A 15,833-nucleotide genomic window follows, 5' to 3' on the forward strand; every position below is an offset into this window, starting at 1 on the left:
AGTTTCCAAACGGAAGGGTCTCGACATGAGCGATGAGAAGCACATCACCTACGCAGATGCCGGAGTCGATGTCGATGAGGGAGCGCGGGCGGTTGAGCTTATAAAACCTGCAGTTGCAGCGACCATGCGCCCCGAAGTGATTGGCGGGCTTGGCGGATTTGGCTCATTGTTTTCTATGGCAGGTTTTAAGGATATGCAAGACCCTGTGCTGGTTTCTGGTACCGATGGTGTGGGTACCAAACTTGCTATTGCGCAGTTGCTAGGGCGCCATAATACGGTGGGCCAAGATTTGGTTGCAATGTGCGCTGATGACGTGGTGGTTGCTGGTGCTGAGCCACTTTTCTTCCTAGATTATGTCAGCGTAGGCAAGCTGAGTGCCGAGTCCATGGCTGAGGTTGTAGGTGGAATTGCTGAGGGATGCCGTTTAGCAGGTTGCGCCCTAGTGGGTGGCGAGATGGCCGAGCATCCCGGTGTTATGGATCCTGATGACTACGATCTTGCTGGGTTTGTTGTGGGTGTGGTCGATCGCCCCCACATGCTTGGTCCCGACCGCGTAAAAGAAGGCGATGTTATTATCGGTTTGCCTTCCAGCGGTATTCACTCAAATGGCTATTCTTTGGTGCGCAAGGTTGTTATCGAAGGCAAGACAGTCGATGAGCTGAATACGCCGCTTGATGAGTTGGGTGGCAGGAGTTTAGCTGATGTTGTGATGGAGCCTACAACCATTTATGCAGGTTCTCTTACACGCATTCTTAAGGCAGGCGCGCCCATACATGCTATGGCCCATATTACCGGTGGAGGCATTACCGAAAACCTTAATCGCGCTCTGCCCAGCAATATCGATGCCTTAGTTGATCGCGGAGCTGATTACGGTTGCAGTTGGGAAGAGATGGGCGAAGGTCCCGCTTGGAACGTCCCTGCTGTTATTGATTATGTAGTCCGTGAAGCAGGACTTACTCCTGATGAAGCCTACAAAACGTTCAACATGGGTGTAGGAATGTCACTCATTTGCGACCCCAATGATGTGGATGAGCTTTGTGAGGCATTGGTTTGTGAGGGCTTTGAGTCTTTTGTGATGGGTGAGTGCATTGCTGGTACGGGAAAGGTTGCTTACCGATGACCATCAAAATTGGCGTTCTTATTAGTGGCTCGGGCACCAATCTGCAAGCAATTATTGACCGCATCGCAGCAGGTGCACTCGATGCGGAAATTGTGCTTGTGGTGTCTTCTCGCCCCTCTGCATTGGGTCTCAAACGCGCTGAGGCTGCAGGTATCCAAACGCTTACCCTTAGTAAGGATATCTATGCTGAACCCATTGTTGCAGATGAGGTGATTGCTTCTAGCCTTAAAAAAGCAGGAGCAGAGTATGTGGTCATGGCGGGTTATATGCGCAGGGTACATGGCCCCATTCTGGCATCGTTTCCCAATCGCGTTATCAATTTGCACCCAGCGCTGCTCCCCAGCTTTCCTGGCGCACATGCAATTCAAGATGCTTATGAGCGCGGGGTAAAAGTTACAGGCGTAACCGTACATTTTGCTAATGAGGATTACGATGCTGGTCCTATCATTGCTCAGCACGCGCTTGCCATAGAGGAAAGTTGGGGCGTCGATGAACTTGAAGAGCATATTCACGAGATTGAGCACGAGCTTTATCCCGATGTGCTGCAGATGATTGCCGAAGATCGCATAAGAGTACGTTCTAACCTAACGGTGGAGGTTGCTGCTGCAAACTAGATGCGTTTGTGTCGCTAACGTTTGCGTTGGCGACACAACATTGATGGCATCGTGCGACGTGGCAAAACACTTCAGAATCAATGCTCGATTGCTGAAGCTTTGAGAGACGGCGCTTCGCTAGTTGCTTTCATAGGTCTTTAGTTCCATCAATACGTCCGTATGAGGTAGATAAGTGATATCAGCCGATATATTGTCTTGGGGTTTCCACTTTTCTTTTTCTGTATCGTAGGTGTGAGAATCAATCTCGAACACCTTGATATCATTGCTTGCCGTGTAGCCTTGCACTTTGTACAAGATGGCATATTCATGATTAATGTCCTTTTCAAAGGTCACATAATCAAGATTCAAAGAGGCAGGATGAGCTATATACGGTAAATCAAGGACTGGAGCTTTTAATAAGAAAAAACCCCCCGCGCAAGCAATCACGAGGCAGATCCACCAAATGACGGTGTGTTGCCATTTTTCCTTATAAAAATAGCCAAAAGCCAGTAATACGCCGACTATTACAACGACAAAAAATCGCCAACTAATATCAGAGACATATCCGATTATGCCCTCATGAAAATAGCCAATACCAGCAGGAACAATGATAAATACTAAGCTTGCCATAAAGAGAATAAATAATATAAAAATACTGCCATAGGCAATTCTTCTTCTGAGGGGCATAGTTCCTTTATTGATTGCCATTGTCTCCATCGCACTTCCACCTCTTGATACAAAATTTTATATCCATACCTTTGACAAGAGATAAGCCTCAATCGGCTTCTCATTCAATTGAGTAACAAACAGCGAAGAGTACAATTTTGTATCCCTCAATATGAATTTTATTTACGAGTCTATTGTTTTCTAGCAGCGCTCATTCATCAATGCGGCAATTGCGGAGCTATCCTTGCCCTTACAGTGTTTTACCAACAGCTGTTTGAACCCTTACACACCCTTTTCAGGGATTGCCAGAAATCCGGCGCTGCGTGAAGTAAAATAGTAGCTTGTTGAGATATGCCTGCCGCTCCGTCACGGAATCGGCGAAGTCACGGAAAGTGGCGAGGACTGCGCGCCCGCCCCCATCTGCGTCGAGCGTCACCACATGGGGAAGTTGGGAAAGCTCCGCCCTCTTCGGGTTGATGATTGTTACGCGAGAACCATGGTCATCGGGCCCGACAAGAAGGGCTTGGAGAAGGAGTGCGATGATGCCTGTGGTCTTCCCACTCCTTGTCTTGCCTGCGACCAGCATGGACCCGGACGTCGAGAGATCGATGGAAGCACCCTTTTTGACGACGAGGATATGAGGTCTACCGGAGCGAAGTTCTTCCACGCTATCGCAATACAAGCTCCGGTCGATAGTCACGTCCTCAACGGTGAATGTTACAGAGTTGAACGCAACGTCGATGTCCGTCTGTGTAACGGCAAAGCTCCCGAAGCGTTTGGAGAGGCTTGCGCTGATGCTCGAAGAAATACTCGAGATATCTTTGACCCGCGCGGCAGCAATTCCGATAACAATCTCATATGATCCTTGCCCCGTCCCTCTGCAGTGAACGGGGGGGGGTAAAAGCTCCCCATCCTTTAGATGAAGCGGATTACCCATTGAGTAGTCAAAGAGACCCCTGCGCACCATGATTTGGATTCGCTGGGCATCGGTCAGCCTCCAGCGGATGACAGGCGCGAGCACAGCAGCCAAGAGCGCAGGCGTCAAAAGAACGTCCCCAACACCGTGAAATTTCCTCAGAGAACAGCAAAAATCTCAAAACTCGACAAGTCGCTCGGATCCGGCATCTCTATTGCCATGAGCGACAAATGATTATTTGCTGGACTATGCTTCTGCACTATTCGAGAAGGAAGTAAGTGAGAATTCACATATTTTCAAGTTCGGGGACCTTGTGCAGCTCGAAGATTCCGAGAGGGTGCCGCTGAATAGCCGAGATCGTGCTGCAAGACAGGGACCGTACCCTTACTACGGAGCCACGGGCATCATGGACCATGTAGATGATTACCTGTTTGATGGCATTCACATACTACTGGGAGAAGATGGTACGGTAATCACAGGCGACGGCTTGCCAATTCTGCAATATGTTTGGGGTAAGTGCTGGGTGAACAATCACGCACATATACTCAGCCCTAAAGCCGATTACTCATTGGAGATGTTGTATCTGGCGCTGCGAAAGACTAACATTACGCACATCGTAACCGGCGCGGTACAGATGAAGATAAGTCAAAAGAATCTTAACAAGTTGGAGCTAGTGCTGCCATCGCCCGATGCAATACCGTTGGTGGACGCCATATTCGAGGCATACAGAAACAGTGTTGAGGAGTCGGCGCATTTGTCCACACTTCGAGACAATCTGCTACCAAAGCTTATGTCAGGTGAGATTGATGTCTCGGAGGTGGAACTGCCCTAAGCCGCCGCTAAATAATCATTTACCGGAACGTAGGCCTGCACTTCAGAATTGTTTCCATCGAACCAGGAGGAAAGGAGCCCCCGATGGAAGCGATGATCAATATGGTCCTAGCTCAGATGCAGCCGGTTCTAGACTATCTGCAGTTAAAGCAATTAAAAACAGTGCTCGAAAGCACTCTGTACAGTCATGCCGAAAGCAGCGTGCCCAGCAACTCGAGTCTGCTCGGTCTCTTCCTTACCGCCAAGGAAGTCGAGGGGTGCTCTCCGAGAACAATCGCGTACTACGAAAGCACCCTCAAGCACATGGACAGCTCAATCGGGCAGCCATATACTCAAATCTGTAGCGACGATCTGCGCAAATACCTTAGTGACTACGAATCGAATCGTAGCGCGGGCAAGGTGACCATCGATAACATTCGACGCATCATGTCTAGCTTCTTTTCGTGGCTTGAAGACGAGGATTACATCGTTAAGAGTCCCGTCCGACGAATCCGCAGGGTCAAAACGGCAACGACGGCAAAAGAGATTCTAAGTGATGAAGACCTGGAGACCCTTAGGGACAACTGCTCGTTCCTGCGTGACCTCGCCATCGTCGACATGCTCGCATCAACCGGCATGCGTGTTGGAGAGCTGGTCGGCCTCAATATCTCAGACGTTAATCTGCAAGAACGGGAATGCGTGGTCACCGGCAAGGGCAACAAGCAGCGCCCTGTCTACTTCGACGCGCGGACCAAGTTGCATCTAACGGAATACCTACGCTCCAGGAATGACGACAGCCCCGCCCTTTTTGTGGCCCTGAGGGGAGGCGGGCAACGGATGAGTATCGGCGGCGTGGAGTCGCGCCTACGGAGTCTCGGCAAGCAATCGAGAATCGATAGGGTATATCCACACAAGTTCCGGAGAACGCTCGCAACGCACGCCATCGACAAGGGCATGCCTATCGAGCAGGTGCAAAAGCTCCTCGGCCATGCGAGAATAGACACCACCATGCACTACGCCATGGTGAATCAAAGCAACGTGAAGGCCTCGCATAGGAAGTATCTGGAATGATTAAGCGAGAACTCGGCAGTGTCTGCTCCCGTCTTAGCAGCGGGAAATCGATTTGCGCTGAGAATATAAACCCGATTGGGTCCTACCCGGTTATTGGCGGTAATGGACTCCGCGGATATACCGACAGCTACAACTTCGATGGAGAATGCGCAGTCATAGGACGCCAGGGCGCAGCCTGCGGAAACGTGAGGTATCACTCGGGCAAAGCATATATGACTGAACATGCAGTCGTCGTTTGCGCAAACGACGACAACGACACCCGCTACCTTTCCTACCTCCTTTCAATCCAAAATCTTGGGCGTCTGTCTGCGCAATCCGCCCAACCTGGCATTTCGGTAAAAACCCTTTCCAAACAGGAAGTCTGCCTGCCGCCTCTCGACGAACAGAAGCGAGTCTCCCAGCTACTTGGAACTATTGACTCAAAAATCAACGCCAACACTAAACTAAATGATTATTTAGCTGAGCTCCTCGACGCATTGTTCATGGATATGCTCAACAATGTCGACGCAAGCTGGGAACAACTCTCGCTCTTAGATATCGCAAGCTATAAAAACGGCCTCGCGATGCAGAAGTTCCGCCCTGCTCCGGACGACCCCGGCTTGCCTGTGCTCAAAATCAAGGAACTTGGACAGGGAGTTTGCACGCCGGATTCCGAACGCTGCACGAGTACGATAGACGAGAGCGTCAGAATTCATGACGGCAATCTCGTCTTCTCGTGGTCAGGAACGCTCTTACTAGATTTTTGGGCAGGAGGCAACGCCGGACTCAACCAGCATCTATTCAAGGTCGCCTCGGATAGGTATCCGAGCTGGCTCTACTATCTTTGGACAAAGCACCATATGGACAGATTTATCATGCTGGCAAAAGATCGCGCCACGACCATGGGACACATCAAACGCAGCGCGCTGGCAGAATCCGAAGTCCTCATTCCACCTGCAGAACAGCTAGAAGTTCTTACGCAGAAAATGCAGCCCATCGTTGACGAGCTAATCGTAAACAAAGTTCAGTCGCACAAGCTGGCAGACCTTCGCGACACCCTACTCCCTAGACTCATGTCGGGTGAAATTGACGTCTCAAGCGTCAAGCTTCCTACGCCGCCAAATAATCATTTAGGCGACTGTTAATGGCAATTTTTGAATCAAGATTTAACCCGATACTAGCAATTGCCCGCTGGAAGGACAGGTCTTCCGGATATGTAACCATAATTTCGTCTTGAAGCCGATTGCGATTCATCTCCGTTTGGCCCGTTGACCCTTCGGCCATCTGCTCAATCATAGCCTGTTTAGATTTGAGGAAGTAACCCAGATAATATGGATCGATTCCTTCACTTGCTCTTAGGGTTATCACGTGTCCATCGGTTGTGCAGAGTTGGCCGGGCTGTTCTACAACCTGTGCAACGCGGCCAGCGCTCCCAACACCAGTCGCGTTGATGAGTATGTCTCCTTGCTGAACAAGTTTTTCATTTTTAACGTGTTTAGCTGCTCCATCATGCAAACGCGCTTGCCCATAGTCAACGGTTTGATTGCGAACGCATCGCTGGCCGAGGACGACCATACTTCCACGCTGCTCGCTCTCAACATATTTCGGGATAATACCTTTCCCGATATAAGAGACGAGGCTCCTTAGAGATGCTGACAACCATCTAGAGCTCATATCCGATTGCCCCCAGATTCTTCTTGATCTGCTCCTGCAGTCGGTTGGACTCTTCGAAGCACTTGGCGATCTCACCGGTCAGCTGTGCCATCTTCTCCTCGAAGGGTTCGCCGTCGTCCTCGGCATCGGGAATACCAACGTAGCGACCGGGCGTGATGATGTAGTCCTGCTCCTTGATGTCCTCGACGGAGGCAATAGCGGAGAAGCCCTTCTCCTCTTCGAGTGTTCCCTCGCGAAACGCGTCGAACGCCCCGGCGACCTTGGCGATGTCCTCCTTGGTAAACTCGCGGAGCTTGCGTGACACCATGGTGCCCATGTTGCGGGCATCGATGAACAGGGTCTTTCCGGGCTGGGCTTTCTTCTTGGTGATGATCCATAGACTCACCGGGATACCCGTACTGTAGAAGAGCTTGTCGGGCATGGCGATGATGCCCTCGATCAGGTCTGCCTCGATGAGTCGTGCTCTGATCTCGCCCTCGTTGTTTGTCTGGCTGGAGAGCGAACCGTTGGCGAGCACCATGCCCATGCGGCCTGCGTGGTTGAGGTGGTGCACCATGTGCTGGACCCAGGCGAAGTTCGCGTTGCCCTCGGGCGGAACGCCATACTCCCAGCGCGGGTCCTCCTTGAGCTTGTCGCCTCCCCAGTCAGAGAGGTTGAAGGGCGGGTTGGCGAGGATGAAGTCGAACTTCTCCGTGCGGTGCAGGTCGTTGAAGAACGTGTCGGCGTTCCGCTTGCCCAGGTCCGCGTCGATGCCCCTGATGGCGAGGTTCATGGTCGCCATCTTCCACGTGGTGGGGTTGCTCTCCTGGCCGTAGATCGACAGGTCGTCGATGTTGCCCTGATGGCGCTTCACGAATTCCGCCGACTGAACGAACATGCCGCCCGAGCCGCAGCAGGGATCGTAGACGCGCCCATGGTAGGGCTCGATGACCTCGACGAGCGTCCTGACAATGCAGGCGGGCGTGTAGAACTCGCCCGCGTTCTTGCCCTCCGCCTCCGCGAACTTGGAGAGGCAGTACTCGTAGGTGCGTCCCAGGATGTCGCGCGTGTCGCCCTTCTCCGCCATCTGCACGTTGGTAAAGAGGTCCACGACCTCGCCCAGGCGGCGCTTGTCCAGCTCCTGGCGGGCGAAGTTCTTGGGGAGGATGTTCTTGAGCTTGTCGTTCTCCGCCTCGATCTGGCGCATGGCCTCGTCGATGACCTTGCCCACCTCGGGGGTGTGCGCAGCAGCAGCAATGGTCTTCCAGCGGGCGTTCTCCGGCACAAAGAAGATATTCTCCGCCGTATACTCATCGCGATCCTCCTCGAAGCCCTCTCCCTCGTCGACAAGCTCCTGGTGGCGTTGGTCGAACTTGTCGGAGATGTACTTGAGAAAGATGAGCCCAAGCACGACGTTCTTGTACTCGGAGGCATCGATGTTGCCGCGTAGCTTGTCAGCAGCGCTCCAAATCTGCTGCTCGAAGCCGATCTCGGCGGTGTTGTCCTTCTTCTTGCGTGCCATTTTCGGCTCCTATTCGTAGATCTTCGTGTCGGCCCAGAGCTCGCACTGCTCCATGACCGTCTCCATGGCGTCGTCGACGCCCTCGGGCGGGTACTTGTACTTGCGTAGGAGGCGCTTGATCGCGCGGCGCATGCCCGCCCGGGCACTCTCCTTCTTCTGCCAATCTATCGTGGCACTCCTCTGCAGGGTCTCGGTGAGCTCCCGCGTGATGGACACGAGCTGGTCGTTGTCGTAGAAATCCTTGACCGCCTCGGGCTTGGTTATGGCATCGTAAAAAGCCATCTCCTCGTCGTTCAGCCCGAGCTTCTCGGCGTCGGTCCTGTCCCTCATCATGTCCTTGGCCATCTTGACGAGCTCCTCGATGACTTCGGCGTTGGTGAGCATGCCATTGAGGTAGGAGTTGAGCGTGCCCTGGAGCATGTCGCTGAACTTTTGCGCCTTGACTACGCTCGTGCGCTGGTAGGCCCGCACACGCTCCTTGATGAGACGTTTTAGGCTCTCGACGGCGACGTTCTTCTCCTTCATATTGGCGACCTCGGTGAGGAACGCCTCATCGAAGAGGGAGATTTCGACGTCCTGGCTGTCGAAGAGGTTGAGGACCCCGTCCGCATGGACGGTCTGTTGCAGGATCTCGGTCACCTGCTTGTTGAACTCCGCGTAGGTCATGCCTCCCGAACCCCCGGATTTGCGCCCCGTGAGCCTAAGCACCTGGACGCGCAGGACCGAGAGGTATGCCGCCTCGTGCTGGTCCTCGTGCGAGACCAGGCTCTTGCACAGGCTGAGGGCCTGGTTCATGAGCTGGCATTGCTTGAGGAACTCCTCTGCGTCGTCATGCCGCTTGGGTTCGAGCAACCAGTCGACGCCCTCCGCGATCGCGCTCGCGAGCTCGGCCTTCTTGTCTGTGAAGATAAGCTTGCGGTAGTCGAAGCCATACATGAGGTCGCGGCACACGTCGAGCTTCTCCAGGAACTTGGGGTATGCCGTCGCGGCGACGTCCATGTTGCCGTAGTTTGACTGGTCGCGGTTGCTATAGTCCTTCATGGCCTGTTTGAGGGCACGGGCGATGCCGATGTAATCGACGACCAGGCCGCCCTCCTTATCCCGGCAGACGCGGTTCACACGAGCTATGGCCTGCATGAGGTTGTAGCCCTTCATGGGCTTAAAGACGTACATGGTGGACAGGCTCGGCACGTCGAAGCCCGTGAGCCACATGTCCACGACGATGGCGATCTTGAGCGGGTCGTCATCGTTCTTGAAGCGCTGCTCCATGTCCTTCTTGTGCTTGGAGCCGCCGCAAACCTCGAACCACTCCTCGGGGTCCTGGTTGGACATCGTCATCACGACGCCGACTTTGTCCTTCCAACTGGGGCGCAGCTCCATGATTTGCTTGTAAATCTTCATCGCGATGGGACGGCTGTACGCCACGATGAGCGCCTTGCCCGCAAGTACGTCGGCGCGGTTCTCCTCGTAGTGCTCGACGATGTCCCTGCACAGAGCGTCGATGGTCTCCGGAGTATCAAAGATGGCGTCCAGCCCGCCCAGGTCGCGCTTGGACTTTTGCACGGTTGCCTCGTCGGCCTGATCGGCGAACTCACGGTACGCGTCATCGATGCGCCCGAGCGCGTTCTCGTCGAGGCGGAGCGCCATCACGCGACTCTCGTAGTAAACGGGCTTCGTCGACTCATCCTCGACCGACTGTGTCATGTCATAGACGTCGATGTAGTCACCGAATATCTCCCTGGTGTTACGGTCCTCCAGCGCGATGGGCGTACCGGTGAAACCGATGTAGGAGGCATTGGGCAGCGCCTTGCGCACCACGCGGGCCGCGCCCACGCTGACCTTGCCGGAGGCGTCCATCCTCTCGGTGAGGCCGTACTGGCCGCGATGGGCCTCGTCGACCATAACGACGACGTTGCTGCGGTCGCACAGGGGCTCATCGCCGTCGGTGAACTTCTGCATGGTGGTAAAGATGATGCCGTTCGCCTCGCGCCCCTCAAGCAGGTCCTTGAGGTCCTTGCGGCTCTCCGCCTGGACCGGTGTCTGGCGGAGGAACGCGGAGCAGCGCCCGAACTGGCCGTAGAGCTGGTCGTCTAGGTCGTTGCGGTCCGTGATGACCACGATGGTCGGACTGTCGAGCCTGCTCTGGAGCAGGTGTGCGAAGAAGACCATGGAGAGGGACTTGCCGGAACCCTGTGTGTGCCAGAACACGCCAATCTTACCGTCGCCCTCTACGGCCTTTGCAGCCCGCACGATGGCCTTGCGTACGCCGAAGTACTGGTGGTAGGCGGCGAGGATCTTGACGATCCTGTCGTTGGAGTCGTTGAAGCACACGAAGTTGCGGACGATGTCGAGCAGCCGCTCCTTGGGAAGCATGCCGTCGAGCATCGTCTTCCACGTCGCGGCCTTGGTCTCGGAGTAATCCCCGTCCACGGATTTCCAGGCCACGAAGCGGTCCTCGTCCGCCGTGATGGTGCCCACCCGCGTCTCGGACATGTCGCTCATGACGCAGAAGACGTTGGGGACGAACATGCTGGGAATCTGGCGCATGTACTGACGGAGCTGCTTGTAGGCGTCAGAGGCATCCGTCTCTTCGCGAGAGGGTGACTTGAGTTCGAACATGACAAGCGGCATGCCGTTGACGAACACGATGACATCAGGACGCTTCTCGGAGTACTCGACGAACGTCCACTGGTTTACGACATGGAAGTCGTTGTTGCCGGGATCGTCGAAGTCGAGCAGACGAACGATTTCGTCCCGGTCCTGCTCGCCGTCGAAGTAGCGCACCTCGACGCCCGACTGGAGGTAATCGTTGAAGGTCTCGTTGCGCTGTTCCAAGGTGTCACCCTCGACGTTCGAAATCTTGAGGATGGCCTCATCGATTGCAGCGGAGGGGAGCCCCTTGTTGATTCGCGCCAGAGCGTCGGGCAATGCGTCGGGAAGGAACACATCGCGGTAGTCATCTGAGGAGCGGCGGACGTCCGGCCCATAAAGATGGTCGTATCCGAGGTTGTCGACGAGATGCTCGACGATAACCTGCTCGAACCAGTCTTCATTGATTCGCGATGAATCGTACTCTATATAAGCGTGCTTCATGCTGATACCTTAGGTAGCTTTGCCATGTCGTTAACGACGACTAACAGGCGTTATTCTACCATCAGCAATTTTTGGTGAACTGGATGGAGTCCCTTCGACTGAAGATGGGCCGAATGGTCGATGGGTTACCGTAGAAGATGGGAACTCTTTAGCTGCGCTGTTTGATAAAGAGAGGGGCCGAGAATTCCATCTTGGCCCCTCTATCGTTTGCGAAGCTCCCCGAGGTGTAAAACTGGAGTACGGAATGTCTCGAGATGTCAATAAGCCTTCATTTGTCAGGCGCTCTAGCTCTCGTGGCAGATGTTGCCATGATAAGCAAAGATTTAGAAGGTGTCCCCATATATAACTACGAGCCAGGACACCTTTCGTGTTCTGGTCCAGCTTTTCGACATCGGCAGTTCTTCTTTAGATAAAGATTGAGAGCGCTGTCCTTAACTACCTAGCTTGCGAACGTGTTATTTGAGCTCCCACTCAATCGTTACCGTATCGCCCACATCGATATCATCGGCTTCAATATCGATATCATACGATCTGCCAGCTGGGGGAGCACAAGATTCTGCCATGAACTCAAGAGGGCGAGAAACAACTTGTAGCTCTCCCCATGAATAATCAATGCGTTCAATTTCTCCCAGCGCTACCCCCGCAGACTCGGCCAAAATCTTTGCTTTTGCTCTGGAATCCTCCACGGCTTTCTTGAGAAGCTCGTTTTTAACATCTTCCGGATTGGAGACGGTGTACTGGATGGTAAATTCTACTTCCACAGGACAGCATGACAGTTCATACAGTGTGCGACCGAGTTGCTGATTGTCATTTGGGAATTTAATTTCGGTCTCATGCTCAAACTTATAACCTACAAATCTACTTTTATAATTATCGTTCTCATCCAGGTAGCGTTCATATTCGGATTGAATTGAAAAGTGTGTCGTTTTGAGATCTGTTCCTGAAAGACCAGATTTTTCCAAGGCCTTCCTCAGCAACTTTGTCTGGTGTGCAGATTTTTTTATCGTTTTTGCATAATCAGAATAAACTCCATCAGCCTCGATGAGCAGGCAAATGATATCTGGTTTAACGGAAAGATTGCCTTTTCCCGTGACTTTGATAATTCTTCCCATCGCCGCTCCTTCTTTTGACTGATTCAGTGCTTATTTTCCACCTTAGACATCAAAGCGACCGTTTCTACATGGATTGAGTGAACGGGTAGTATGTCTACACTTTTTTGAGTGAACAGCATGGATATTGGGCGCACCTTTTAACGATAGGAAAAGCTATCGTTAAAAGGTTTAAGACTCACTTGGCAGTGCGTTACATTACAATTGTTCCAGTTGCGTAGACTGATCTCTTCTTACATAAATAACTGCAAGTATTTGGACTTCTTTTTTATTCTCATCAACCCAAAAGTAAATGTAATAATTTTTTACGCGTATTTTTCTAAAACCAAGCTCACCCCATGGCTGCTCATCTATACACTTCACACGATAAGGCATTGTCTGTAAAGACATCATTTCCGTCTTCAACAGCTCGAGCATTCTTTTAGCTACTATCGGCTCCTTTAACTCAGTGGCAATATATTCTCGAATAAGTGCAAGATGCCCTTTCGCCTGACGAGTAACTTTTATCTTATACTCACCCATTAAAGACCTCGGTCAAGCTCTTCAAAAACATCATCTATCGGATAACTATCACCACGAACCGCCTGATCATAACCTTTAGCCATCAACGCGTTAAACGTTTTCTCATCCATATCATCTTGTGCCGGAAGCGACTTCGGAATAGTAAGCGAAAACGGAATACCCTTATTAAGAATGATTTGACGATAAAACATGTCAATAGCAGTAGCCCTAGGAATTCCAATAGTTTCCAGAATCTTCTCCGCCTGCTGCTTAATATTTGCTTGTATTCTCACATTCACATTCGCTGTTTTAGTAACTGCCATATCAATCAACCTCCATATTCATACCATACATAATTGTGTCGCATATTGCAATACAATTTACATGAATAGGATTCTCCGACTGATATATACACTTATAGTAAATATGGCGAGGAAAAGAAATGGTATGGATCCTCTGTTGACTGCGCTAATTTTGCTTCGCAGATTCTATACGCCGGTGGCATATCAATGGGCCCAATATTGATCAAAATAAGGGGTGGTGGTGGAAATCGAAAGGAAATCGCTTTATATCATGGATGAATGCCAATGTTTTCAAGAGCTACATGGTGTCTAGCTATAGCGCAAAGTACTGGAATAGTCTCGTGTCTAATGTCCGTAGCGGAGATTTCATTGCTGTAGACTTCACAAGTGATGGCACTATAAATCATGTGGGCTTCGTCCACACCAAGAGTGGTGGAAAGTTACGGTTTGTCCAGCATACCAGAAGCTACCTTAATTGGGATGGTGGATGGCTGGACTCAAATAGAAAAGGAACTACTATCGTGTACGCCGTTAAAGGGAATAGGTTACAGCTAGTACCTCTACTAGCTGTGCTGGTAGGCCTAGTAATACTAGTTTATCGCTTCTGGTGGAACACCTCTGCTCTGTATGCTCCGTTTTGCGCTCTTATGGCGTGTGGGGTTGTTGCTGCGTTGATCCAGTTATTGGTTGCCATGATAACTACTTCTCAGCGCAGCAGAAAGATTATAGCTATCGTGGATACGACAGTGATTATAATAACGCTGTTGACCATCGTCTTTGGCGAGTATATATGCTGCGATGTGCTGAAATTGCCTGTTATTAGCTATGCTTGGAGCCCTGGAACGCAGATTAACACCGTTGCTACAATCTTGGCCGGTGCCGTGGTGACACTACTAGTGTTCTGGGAACAATGCAAGACAAGGCGGCAGTAAAACCATATAAAAATCTACAGCTTTCAACACAAGCGAAGCGTGTTATCCATCCTGTGCACCCGACCCTACACCGTCGACATGTTTCCTCAAACAGTCAAAACACGCTCAAAAATAGCGAAAACCCAGCTTAAAACAGCCGTTCCTTAAACCTTTTAACGATAGTCCTCGCTAAGCTCCGTTACACAAGGGCAAACTTGCACCCACCTAATCAGCCTTTGACATCAACACAACACTCTCGACATGCTTGGTGTGAGGGAACATATCGACAGCGGTTAACTGATCGAGACGATATCCAAGCTCACGAAGTATGCGCAGGTCCCGTAGCTGTGTCTGAGGATTGCAGGAAATGTAGACGATACGCTTAGGCTGTGCCTGGGAAAGCGCGGTGAGAAACTCCACAGTAGACCCTGCGCGTGGTGGATCTAGCAAGGCAATGTCAAAATTATTTTGTTGAGGCTTACGTGTAGTGAGCCAATTCGTTGCATCTGCTGCATAAAAGTGGCAGTTATTTTCTAGGAGATTAGCCTCAGCATTGCGTTTAGCGCAGCCGATTGCCTCGCGCACTGTTTCTATGCCAGTGATTTTGATGTCTACCTTATGCGCGCGTGCCTGAGCTGCTGCACAAATACCAATAGTGCCTGTGCCGCAGTATGCATCGAGTGCCTGCGCCCCCTCCTCAAGCTGTGCCGCATCAATCGCCAATTGATATAAAACCTCGGTTTGTGCCGGATTGGTTTGGTAAAAGCTCATAGGACCAATTTCAAAACGACAGCCGAGTAGCTCGTCATGCATAACACCACTGCCCCACAGCACGTGATTTTCTCGGCCGAGCATTGCGTTGGTGTGGCGCGTGTTGACGTTTTGAACGCACGAGGTTACTTCGGGGCACATACGTTTTAATTCATCGGTAAAGCGACTAAGCCTGCGAACTTCTCGTCCGTTGGTGACAATGGTAAGCAGTACGTCTTTGCTCTTCCAGCCCATGCGAACAATGGCATGGCGGAGGACTCCCTGCCCCGTATCTTCGTTGTAGGCAGGAATGCGCAGGCGTGTTGCTACGTGGGCAACTTCTTGCAAAATATGACGTGCACGAGGATCTTCGACAAGACAAGTATCGCAGGAAACAATACGGTGGGTTCCTGCTGCATAAAATCCCGAGCGGAGGCGTCCTTTGGCTGCTGGTGCAAAAGGAGTCGCTGCCTTATGTCTGTAGGCAAGAGGTTCTCCACGTACACCGACAATGGGTGAGATTTCGGTCTTGTCTTGTTTGGTAAGGTCGGCGAAAAGCCGCTCAATCCACTCCTGCTTGCGGCGCAGTTGCACAGGATAGGGGACCGCGAGCCATTCGCAGCCTCCGCACGAGCGAGCTATTGGACAGGTGTATGTCTTGTATCCCATGCTCATCAGTGTAGAGTACCTGCCCGCAATATTTAAGCTCAATGCGCAGCACAGAAAAAAAGTTGTTCGTCATCACGAGTGAGCGAGTGCGCACCGTTCATAAAAGCACGGCTCCGGCCACAGGAAATGTCATGGCTTCGAACACAAAGCTACCTCAGGCGAGATTGC

Annotated in this window: 16 protein-coding genes and 1 pseudogene; 8 read left to right on the forward strand and 9 right to left on the reverse strand. The window is 51.9% G+C overall.

Annotation, left to right across the window (positions count from 1 at the left end):
* Positions 1-25 precede the first annotated feature (25 nt).
* Together purM and purN are read left to right on the forward strand one after the other, a co-directional pair.
* Positions 26-1,120, forward strand: coding sequence for a phosphoribosylformylglycinamidine cyclo-ligase (gene purM / locus BN4314_RS04215; RefSeq protein ID WP_068539942.1), 1,095 nt, complete (start codon positions 26-28; stop codon positions 1,118-1,120).
* A complete protein-coding gene (gene purN / locus BN4314_RS04220; RefSeq protein ID WP_068539946.1) occupies positions 1,117-1,734 on the forward strand; it encodes a phosphoribosylglycinamide formyltransferase in 618 nt (205 codons plus the stop codon). The genes purM and purN overlap by 4 nt, the downstream gene beginning before the upstream one ends.
* Positions 1,735-1,851: 117 nt before the next feature.
* Here the strand turns inward: purN and BN4314_RS04225 are convergent, their stop codons facing one another.
* Both BN4314_RS04225 and BN4314_RS04230 read right to left on the reverse strand, forming a co-directional pair.
* The gene (locus tag BN4314_RS04225; RefSeq protein WP_082911162.1) at positions 1,852-2,430 is read right to left on the reverse strand and encodes a hypothetical protein; all 579 of its coding nucleotides are present in this window, start codon (positions 2,428-2,430) and stop codon (positions 1,852-1,854) included.
* Positions 2,431-2,674: 244 nt separating this feature from the next.
* A complete protein-coding gene (locus BN4314_RS04230) occupies positions 2,675-3,346 on the reverse strand; it encodes an FtsK/SpoIIIE domain-containing protein (protein ID WP_148424860.1) in 672 nt (223 codons plus the stop codon).
* 187 nt (positions 3,347-3,533) lie between these two features.
* Between BN4314_RS04230 and BN4314_RS04235 the strand changes: the two genes are divergently transcribed.
* The 3 genes from BN4314_RS04235 (at position 3,534) to BN4314_RS04245 (ending at position 6,300) form a co-directional block, all read left to right on the forward strand.
* Entirely contained in the window at positions 3,534-4,127 is a 594-nt protein-coding gene (locus tag BN4314_RS04235; RefSeq protein ID WP_068539949.1) for a restriction endonuclease subunit S, read from the forward strand.
* 83 nt (positions 4,128-4,210) lie between these two features.
* Entirely contained in the window at positions 4,211-5,176 is a 966-nt protein-coding gene (gene xerA, locus BN4314_RS04240) for a site-specific tyrosine recombinase/integron integrase (RefSeq protein ID WP_068539952.1), read from the forward strand.
* Positions 5,173-6,300, forward strand: coding sequence for a restriction endonuclease subunit S (locus tag BN4314_RS04245; protein WP_068539954.1), 1,128 nt, complete (start codon positions 5,173-5,175; stop codon positions 6,298-6,300). The genes xerA and BN4314_RS04245 overlap by 4 nt, the downstream gene beginning before the upstream one ends.
* On the opposite strand, the gene BN4314_RS04250 is transcribed toward BN4314_RS04245, so the two are convergent.
* The 6 genes from BN4314_RS04250 to BN4314_RS04275 form a co-directional block, all read right to left on the reverse strand.
* Positions 6,266-6,829, reverse strand: a complete 564-nt coding sequence (locus BN4314_RS04250) for a restriction endonuclease subunit S (protein ID WP_068539959.1) — start codon at positions 6,827-6,829, stop codon at positions 6,266-6,268. The two genes, BN4314_RS04245 and BN4314_RS04250, sit on opposite strands and share 35 nt — an antisense overlap.
* Positions 6,819-8,330 (reverse strand): type I restriction-modification system subunit M, encoded by a 1,512-nt coding sequence (locus tag BN4314_RS04255; RefSeq protein ID WP_068539961.1) that lies wholly within the window; start codon positions 8,328-8,330, stop codon positions 6,819-6,821. Before BN4314_RS04255 ends, BN4314_RS04250 begins: the two co-directional genes overlap by 11 nt.
* Before the next feature lie 9 nt (positions 8,331-8,339).
* A complete protein-coding gene (locus BN4314_RS04260) occupies positions 8,340-11,423 on the reverse strand; it encodes a type I restriction endonuclease subunit R (protein ID WP_068539963.1) in 3,084 nt (1,027 codons plus the stop codon).
* 455 nt (positions 11,424-11,878) lie between these two features.
* Positions 11,879-12,535 (reverse strand): SIMPL domain-containing protein, encoded by a 657-nt coding sequence (locus tag BN4314_RS04265; protein ID WP_068539965.1) that lies wholly within the window; start codon positions 12,533-12,535, stop codon positions 11,879-11,881.
* A 195-nt stretch (positions 12,536-12,730) separates the two neighbouring features.
* Positions 12,731-13,054, reverse strand: a complete 324-nt coding sequence (locus BN4314_RS04270) for a type II toxin-antitoxin system RelE/ParE family toxin (RefSeq protein WP_068539967.1) — start codon at positions 13,052-13,054, stop codon at positions 12,731-12,733.
* Positions 13,054-13,356: a type II toxin-antitoxin system RelB/DinJ family antitoxin gene (locus BN4314_RS04275; protein WP_068539969.1), complete on the reverse strand. Its 303-nt coding sequence runs from the start codon at positions 13,354-13,356 to the stop codon at positions 13,054-13,056. Before BN4314_RS04275 ends, BN4314_RS04270 begins: the two co-directional genes overlap by 1 nt.
* An 84-nt stretch (positions 13,357-13,440) precedes the next feature.
* On the opposite strand from BN4314_RS04275, the gene BN4314_RS08420 reads away from it, so the two are divergent.
* The 3 genes and pseudogenes from BN4314_RS08420 (at position 13,441) to BN4314_RS08265 (ending at position 14,267) form a co-directional block, all read left to right on the forward strand.
* Complete coding sequence (locus tag BN4314_RS08420) at positions 13,441-13,614, forward strand: amidase domain-containing protein (RefSeq protein WP_148424893.1); 174 nt, start codon at positions 13,441-13,443, stop codon at positions 13,612-13,614.
* Positions 13,611-13,787: pseudogene (locus BN4314_RS08425) on the forward strand (hypothetical protein); the annotation flags it as partial. The gene BN4314_RS08420 and the pseudogene BN4314_RS08425, both read left to right, overlap by 4 nt.
* Before the next feature lie 294 nt (positions 13,788-14,081).
* The gene (locus tag BN4314_RS08265) at positions 14,082-14,267 is read left to right on the forward strand and encodes a hypothetical protein (protein WP_222859679.1); all 186 of its coding nucleotides are present in this window, start codon (positions 14,082-14,084) and stop codon (positions 14,265-14,267) included.
* A gap of 204 nt (positions 14,268-14,471) precedes the next feature.
* Here the strand turns inward: BN4314_RS08265 and rlmD are convergent, their stop codons facing one another.
* Positions 14,472-15,665 carry a 23S rRNA (uracil(1939)-C(5))-methyltransferase RlmD gene (gene rlmD / locus BN4314_RS04285; protein WP_068540810.1) on the reverse strand — a complete coding sequence of 398 codons (1,194 nt, stop codon included), beginning with the start codon at positions 15,663-15,665 and terminating at the stop codon, positions 14,472-14,474.
* Positions 15,666-15,833: the final 168 nt, after the last annotated feature.

It is taken from the genome of Olegusella massiliensis (assembly GCF_900078545.1).
GTDB lineage: Bacteria > Actinomycetota > Coriobacteriia > Coriobacteriales > Atopobiaceae > Olegusella > Olegusella massiliensis.

What these genes read in the sequence shown, in the direction of transcription:
- BN4314_RS04225 (WP_082911162.1), bottom strand. Translation starts at nt 2,430, where the DNA reads ATGGAGACAATGGCAATCAATAAAGGAACTATGCCCCTCAGAAGAAGA.
- BN4314_RS04245 (WP_068539954.1), top strand. Translation starts at nt 5,173, where the DNA reads ATGATTAAGCGAGAACTCGGCAGTGTCTGCTCCCGTCTTAGCAGCGGG.
- BN4314_RS04255 (WP_068539961.1), bottom strand. Translation starts at nt 8,330, where the DNA reads ATGGCACGCAAGAAGAAGGACAACACCGCCGAGATCGGCTTCGAGCAG.
- BN4314_RS04270 (WP_068539967.1), bottom strand. Translation starts at nt 13,054, where the DNA reads ATGGGTGAGTATAAGATAAAAGTTACTCGTCAGGCGAAAGGGCATCTT.
- rlmD (WP_068540810.1), bottom strand. Translation starts at nt 15,665, where the DNA reads ATGGGATACAAGACATACACCTGTCCAATAGCTCGCTCGTGCGGAGGC.
- BN4314_RS04230 (WP_148424860.1), bottom strand. Translation starts at nt 3,346, where the DNA reads ATGGTGCGCAGGGGTCTCTTTGACTACTCAATGGGTAATCCGCTTCAT.
- purM (WP_068539942.1), top strand. Translation starts at nt 26, where the DNA reads ATGAGCGATGAGAAGCACATCACCTACGCAGATGCCGGAGTCGATGTC.
- xerA (WP_068539952.1), top strand. Translation starts at nt 4,211, where the DNA reads ATGGAAGCGATGATCAATATGGTCCTAGCTCAGATGCAGCCGGTTCTA.
- purN (WP_068539946.1), top strand. Translation starts at nt 1,117, where the DNA reads ATGACCATCAAAATTGGCGTTCTTATTAGTGGCTCGGGCACCAATCTG.
- BN4314_RS04260 (WP_068539963.1), bottom strand. Translation starts at nt 11,423, where the DNA reads ATGAAGCACGCTTATATAGAGTACGATTCATCGCGAATCAATGAAGAC.
- BN4314_RS04250 (WP_068539959.1), bottom strand. Translation starts at nt 6,829, where the DNA reads ATGAGCTCTAGATGGTTGTCAGCATCTCTAAGGAGCCTCGTCTCTTAT.
- BN4314_RS04265 (WP_068539965.1), bottom strand. Translation starts at nt 12,535, where the DNA reads ATGGGAAGAATTATCAAAGTCACGGGAAAAGGCAATCTTTCCGTTAAA.
- BN4314_RS04275 (WP_068539969.1), bottom strand. Translation starts at nt 13,356, where the DNA reads ATGGCAGTTACTAAAACAGCGAATGTGAATGTGAGAATACAAGCAAAT.